At 72.8% G+C, this 6,096-nt stretch carries 7 protein-coding genes; 2 read left to right on the top strand and 5 right to left on the bottom strand.

Going from position 1 to position 6,096, the window contains the following annotated elements:
- Positions 1-77 precede the first annotated feature (77 nt).
- Positions 78-590, top strand: coding sequence for a hypothetical protein (locus tag IEZ11_RS49920; protein WP_189269774.1), 513 nt, complete (start codon positions 78-80; stop codon positions 588-590).
- Between the two features lie 145 nt (positions 591-735).
- Here IEZ11_RS49920 and IEZ11_RS49925 read toward each other — a convergent pair whose 3' ends face one another.
- From IEZ11_RS49925 to IEZ11_RS49945, 5 genes are all read right to left on the bottom strand, one after another.
- Positions 736-1,869, bottom strand: coding sequence for a phosphoenolpyruvate carboxykinase (ATP) (locus tag IEZ11_RS49925; protein ID WP_189269775.1), 1,134 nt, complete (start codon positions 1,867-1,869; stop codon positions 736-738).
- Positions 1,866-2,789, bottom strand: coding sequence for a lactate/malate family dehydrogenase (locus IEZ11_RS49930; protein ID WP_189269776.1), 924 nt, complete (start codon positions 2,787-2,789; stop codon positions 1,866-1,868). Before IEZ11_RS49930 ends, IEZ11_RS49925 begins: the two co-directional genes overlap by 4 nt.
- Positions 2,789-4,018 carry a phosphotransferase gene (locus IEZ11_RS49935; RefSeq protein WP_229713992.1) on the bottom strand — a complete coding sequence of 410 codons (1,230 nt, stop codon included), beginning with the start codon at positions 4,016-4,018 and terminating at the stop codon, positions 2,789-2,791. Before IEZ11_RS49935 ends, IEZ11_RS49930 begins: the two co-directional genes overlap by 1 nt.
- Before the next feature lie 175 nt (positions 4,019-4,193).
- On the bottom strand, positions 4,194-4,613 hold the full coding sequence (locus tag IEZ11_RS49940) for a DUF6415 family natural product biosynthesis protein (protein ID WP_229713993.1): 420 nt from the start codon (positions 4,611-4,613) through the stop codon (positions 4,194-4,196).
- A complete protein-coding gene (locus IEZ11_RS49945; protein WP_229713994.1) occupies positions 4,607-4,876 on the bottom strand; it encodes a hypothetical protein in 270 nt (89 codons plus the stop codon). The genes IEZ11_RS49940 and IEZ11_RS49945 overlap by 7 nt, the downstream gene beginning before the upstream one ends.
- Positions 4,877-5,103: 227 nt before the next feature.
- Between IEZ11_RS49945 and IEZ11_RS49950 the strand changes: the two genes are divergently transcribed.
- Positions 5,104-6,096: helix-turn-helix domain-containing protein (locus tag IEZ11_RS49950; RefSeq protein WP_189269778.1), on the top strand; the 993-nt coding region annotated here is incomplete at its 3' end.

Raw genomic sequence — 6,096 nt, forward strand, 5'->3', positions numbered from 1 at the left:
TCGTGAGACTTATGAGACCGTCCTACGCACGCGCGCGCGAGGCGTGTCGTATGCGTCCGCCCGCAGTTGAACACGTCGTGACCCCACCCAACGCCCGCCATCTGGCCGCCGTCCCCGCGAACTGTCACCTGTGCGACCTCGCCAGCGTTCCTGTCCCCGCGGCCCCAGGGGTGAGCGTGGTGCTGCTCCCGGCGTCCGGTGTTCCGCGCTCCGTCGGCCTGTGCGAGCCCTGCCAGGCCACAAGGCCCTGCAGCGACTCCCCCGACCGCATGGGGCCCGCCGATGTCGCGTGGCGTGTCCTGACCCGTGACGCCGAGGCCCTGCTCCGGGACTACAAGAGCGGGCAATGGCTTCCGTACGAGGCCGAGCTGCGGTTCACCGAGAGCCTCGCCCGCCTCACGTGGACAGAAGACTCGATCCGTGCGGCACAGCGCACGGTGCCCCAGGGCAAGGTGTCCCTGCTGCTCGACAACACCGCTTTCGTGCTCCGCTACACCGACGCCCGAGACCCGGCCCTGCTACCGCTGCGCCGCCTGGTCGACGTCCTCGCGGACGACGCCGAGCAGCAGCTGGCTCCCGCCGGCACGTGAAGGGGCCCCGGTGGTGCGCGAGCCGCCCTAGCTCTTCGCGCACCACCGGGGCCCGGGGAGGCCCGCGCTCACGGGGGAGAGCAGCGGGCGGGCGTGTGGACCGGTCAGGCCGGGGCCGCAGCGGAATGCCGAGGCCCCGGGCCGGTCACAGGTCGCTCACGAGCTTCGCCAGGAAGTCGGCGTTGGCCGCGACGTCATGGCCGAGGACGACCTGGTGGTGCGGGAGCCCGGCGAGCCGGTCGGCGACCGCAGCGCGGGCCAGGTCGCTGCCGCCGCCGTTGATGCCGTAGGCCAGGCCGAAGTGATCGGGGTAGCGGTCCTCCGTCGTGCCGCTCATGAAGTCGTCCTCGCCCAGGGTCCGGGCCCCGTCGACCACGGCCGGCACGGCGGAAGGGTCGATGCGGGGGAACAACAGCGCTGCCGCGCGTCCGCCGGTCGCCAGCTCCATGCCGAACCAGGTGGAGAACTGGTCGGGGAACACCTGCACCTTCATCTCCCGCTTGCCGCCCGGCTCCCACAGCGGCTCGCGGCGGCCGGCCAGGAGCGCGTCGGTGACGTCCTGGTGCTGCGTGGGGTGGAGCTGCTCGCCCGCCTGCAGCCGCTCGCGCACGACGTCGTACAGGCCGAGGGCGTCGAGCAGGCCCAGCCCGACGGCCGCCGCCGACGGCCACGGCAGCACGCGCAGCTCACCGCCGACCACCTTGACGAACACCCGGTCGTTGGCGAGCAGCTGGGCACCGCGGCTGGCCAGCAGCAGCGCCGTGGTGGTCTTGCCCGACCCCTTGGACCCGAAGGTGAGCAGCGCCTGGTCGTCGCGGACGACGGCGGAGGCGTGCAGGAGCGTCCACCCGTCCCGCAGCAGGGCCGCCCGGATCATCTCCCGGGCGATCCGGGCCGTGGCCAGCGCCAGCTGCTCGGAGGTACGTCCGGCGATGGTGACGTGGCCGCCGAGCTGCTCGGAGCGGTAGGCGAGGCCCTCTTCGGGCGAGACGCCCGTGATGGTGCCCGTGCTGTCCCGGGCGAGCAGCAGCCGGGCCTTGGCGTACGTGACGTCGTCGTGAGGGCAGGCGGTCACCAGCGCGTTGAGGTCGGCGTACGCCTTGTCGTCGAGGTCGGCCGTGACGAGCGGTCCCTCGCAGATGCTGCTCGCGGGGACCTCGAACGCGTTCCACCAGGACCCGAAGTATCGGCGGGCCCAGTCGGTGACAGAGGGCGTGTTGCTCAGGACGGTCACGTTCGCGTCCGCGGCGTGCAGCCGGGTGGCGGTGGGGGTACTCACGTCGTCTCCAGTCGGGTCGAAGATGGGGCAGGACGGCGTAACGCCTGGTAGGCGCCACGGAGTTTGGTGACGGTCGCGGCCAGTTGCGCGTCTTCGCCCGCGTCGAGGGCAGGCAGGCACGCTACGGGCTGACCGGCGGTGAAGCGCAACGGAATTCCGAGCCAGTCGCCGCGGTGCTCGCAGGTCAGTTCCTCGGTGCCGTCGACCAGGCCGAGCGACTTGCGCAAGGTGGACAGCACGGCGCCAGCAGGCCCGGAGCGGGTGCGGCCGACGCCGGCACTGATCCGACCGGGGCGGGTACGCAGTTCCGCGCGTACCTCCGCAAGGGGGATCACGGCAGGCGTGCCGTTGACGGTGGTCGAGGAGGCGCACACCACCGCGCCGTCGCCGTGTTCGCCGATGACGTGGCCGTGCACGGCGGTTGCGGGCACGTCGAGCAGCTGGCCCAGGGTGAGCCGGTAGCGGGCGGAGTCGAGGTTCGAGCCGATCCCGTACACGCGCGGGCACCCGGAGGTCTCGGCGAACAGCCGGGTCATCAGGTCGACCGGGTTGGTCACCACGAGCACGGTCCCCTGGTAGCCGCCCAGGGCCGTGGCCAGAGAGCGGACGACGGGAGCGTTGGCCGCCGCGCCGCCCATCCGGACGTCGGAGGAACGGGTGTTGGCGAACGTGGCCCGCACGGCGACGACGACGGCGCGACAGCCGATCAGGTCCGCCGCCCGGCGGGCTTCGGGGTGCACCGGCGAGCCCGTGGTCTGGCGCATGTCGTCGAGGTCAGCGGCCAGCGCCGCCGCCTGCTCGACGGTACGGGAGACGACGAGCAGGCGATGGCAGATGCCGGAGGACACCAGCGTGGCCGCGACGGTCTGGCCGACGGCTCCGGCACCGACGACCCCGACCGAGCCCACCGGCCCCGGCATCACGCGGCCACCGCCTGAGCCCGGCCCAGCGCGCTCTCCCACACGGCGCGCGCATCGGCGCCGGCCGCCAGCTCCGAGCTGAGCTGGTCGACCATCCGGCACAGGTCGACGGCCCGGCCGACGAGCGCGTTGCCCCGACCGGGCAGCGGCAGCGCGCCGGGCGCGGACAGGTACGTGGTGAGGATGTTGACGCTGTCCATCAGCCACAGCACCAGCAGCTCCCGCAGCCACGCGCGGCGGACCCGGGCGGGCAGGACGTCCGTCCGCGCCGCGGCGAAGGCGCTGACCCCGTCCATGGCCTGTCGGCCCGTCTCGCCACCGGGCCGGGCAGCGGCCAGCAGCAGCACGGTACGGCTGATCAGCTTCGCGGCATCCACGGCGGGAGGGGCGAGCAGCAGGCCGGGGTCGATGAACACCGGCTGACCGGATGTTCCTTCGGGGAACACCACGTGCTCAGGCTTGAGGTCCCCGTACGCCAGCACCCTCCTGCTCGCCTGCTGGGGCAGCCCCGTGGTCTGGAGCCGGTGCAGCCGGACCACGACGTCGCGCAGCAGTCCGACGACCAGGTCACGGTCGTCCGCCGCGCACCGTGCGGCCCCGAGCCGCTCCACATAGGTCGGGCCGCTCAGCCCGTTGAACTTGCGCTGGAAGGTCCCCCGGATGCTGCGCTCCCCGATGACCCGGGCCGGGCCCAGCAGCCGGGCCGCGGACGGGTGGTGAAGCCGCCGCAGTTCGCCGAACGTGCCGCCGAGGAGTTCGGCCGCGTCGTGGGGACGCTGCAGGAGCAGGTCGGCCAGGGTCGGGCCGGTCACCGACTCGGTGAACAGCACCCCGCGCGCCAGTCCGGCCACGGGACAGACCCGCAAAGAGCCCTGCTGGGACAGGAGCCGCAACTGCGCGGCCTCCCGGTCCATCAGCGCGCCGGCCCGCTGCACGTACGCCTGCTGAGACTCCCGGACATCCGGCCAGGGGCCGCAGGCGCCCCGCAGCAGGGAGACCAGCGACACCCCCAGAAAGGCGTACTTGGCGTACAGGGTGCGCCCGTCCACGCGGATCCGGCGCACGTAACCGGTGACGCTCGGGACGTGGTCGCCGAGTCCGAAGTCGGCGCGCGGCCACAGGTCTGCGGCAGCGGCAGCGATCTCGCGGGTGGCGAAGGCGAACACCTCGCTGGCGTCCGGGACGGGGGGAACGGGGTCGGGCGATGTGCTCACGGCTGTGGTGCTCACGTACGCCTCCAACGGCAGTGGATGGGAACCCCGCCCGGGGCACCGGGCTGAGGTCGGCGCATGGTGGCTGGACGGGAGTCCCCTGCAGGTGGGTTGGGGAGCGGTCACACCTGCAGGGGACTCCCGGCGCCCGAGCCCACGGGGGGAGGAGATCGGGCGTCTCGGGGAGAGATGGTCAGGAAGGCGGAAGGTCCTGCAGCCGGTCGAGACGCTCGTACAGGATGCGAACGACCCGGGCCCGGTTCTGCGCGGAGGCGAGGGTGGCGCGCGGTTCCACCGACAGCCGCCGGCGGGCTTCGCCGAGCACGGTTTCGGTGAGCGGGCGCAGCGGGCTCAGGCGCGGCAGCTGGGCACACAGCGCCTGTACTTCGTCGGCGACGAGGCGCGCGTGCCCGGCCATCAGCCGGGCGATCTGCTCGCAGTCCCCCGGCGGGAGCGTGTTCCCGGTCGTGGGCAGTGCGATCACGGCGAGGGCCAGCAGCATGACCGGTTCCCGGTCCAGGGGCAGATCCCGGGTGAGCGAGCCGTCCGGATCGCACAGCACCGTGACGGAGGTCTGCATCTCCGAGGGACGGCCGTACGCACCGTTCACCATGCCTCCCCCTGGTGTGTGTCCGGGGTGAGGGGAGCAGGGTTGGCGAGCGCGCCAGGATCCGTGGTCCATTCCAGCCCCCCGCCCGTCGGCTGCAGCCATGCCACCGGCCGCGGCTTGTCGCCGTCCGGAGCGATGGCCCGCAGAATTCCCCGTCGGCCGGACGCGGTGTCCTCGACCTCCCGGCCGAGCCAGCGGTGATCGCGGTGCAACAGGCCGCGGGCGGTGCTCACGTGGCCGGTCGTCTGCTGCGCGGTTTGGGTCATCGTCGCCTCAGCGCTTGCGGTCGATGTGGCGGTGGACGTCCCCAACGGGGCGGGGAGGACCACCGGCCGAACGCTCCCCAGGGCGGGGAACGGTTGGGCTGACACCCAGTCAACGATCACCGTGCGCCATGGGACCATCACCCATGCGGCATGCGCATACGGATATGCGCCCAGCGGGTACGGGCAGGCGCCGAACGCCGCATGGACTCGTAGCGTGGGGGCACGTCGTGGACTTCCAGACAGGCCCGATCCGGGACGCCTCCCGGGCCGGGGACTACGGACGCGTCATCGAACTGACCCGCAAGGAGCGGCAGATGACGCAGGCAGCACTGGGGCAGGCCCTGGGCATGTCCCAATCCGCCGTCTCCCGTCTGGAGAAACGCGGCTCGACCTCATACAGCACGGACGTCCTGACCGCGGCGGCTGCACATCTTCAGATTCCGCCGACGCTGGTGGGTCTGGCAGACGGGCGCCCGGCGCAGGTCCAGGTGAGAGACGACGATCCCATGCACCGACGCACCGTCCTTGGCGGAGCGGTCGCCGCGATGGCAGCCCCCATCCTGGCCGCCGCGCCAGACACACACGACACGACCGGCGGGCAGGCCGCCGCCCTGCGGCTGACCACGAGCGCCTACCGCAGACTCGACGGCACCACCCCCTCCCGCGACCTCGCCGAGGCGGTCGACGGCCATATCCGGCTCATCCAGACCATCACCCGCACCGCGACCGGCGACGCAGACCGGTCACGGCTGGCCGCCGTGGGCAGCGAGGCCGCATCCTTCGCGGGCTGGCTCTCCTGGGACAAGGGCGACCACGGATCGGCCCGATCCTGGTACGGCGGGGCCGTCAAAGCCGCGAGAACAGCCGGGAACGCGCTCCTGACCGCCTACCAGACCGGCACGCTCGCCCAGTTCGAGGCACACGCCGGCAACGGCGTCCAGGCCCTGAACCTCGCCCGCCGCGCCCGACGGGTACTCGGCGACCGGCGTCCGGCCGTCGCCGACGCATGGCTGTCCAGCGTCGAAGCCCTCGGACACGCGGCAGCTGGGGACCGGCGTAGCGCCGACCAGGCCCTGACCGCATCCCGCACAGCAGCGGAGGCGCTGAAAGCCGACCAGGAGCCGCCACCCTGGCCGTGGGTGTTCTCCTTCACCCCGGACAAGGTGGCCGCCTGCCGCGTGACCTGCGGCGCACGTCTCCAACTGCCGGAGTGGGTGCTT

The sequence above is a fragment of the Streptomyces fuscichromogenes genome (assembly GCF_014645815.1).
Lineage (GTDB): Bacteria > Actinomycetota > Actinomycetes > Streptomycetales > Streptomycetaceae > Streptomyces > Streptomyces fuscichromogenes.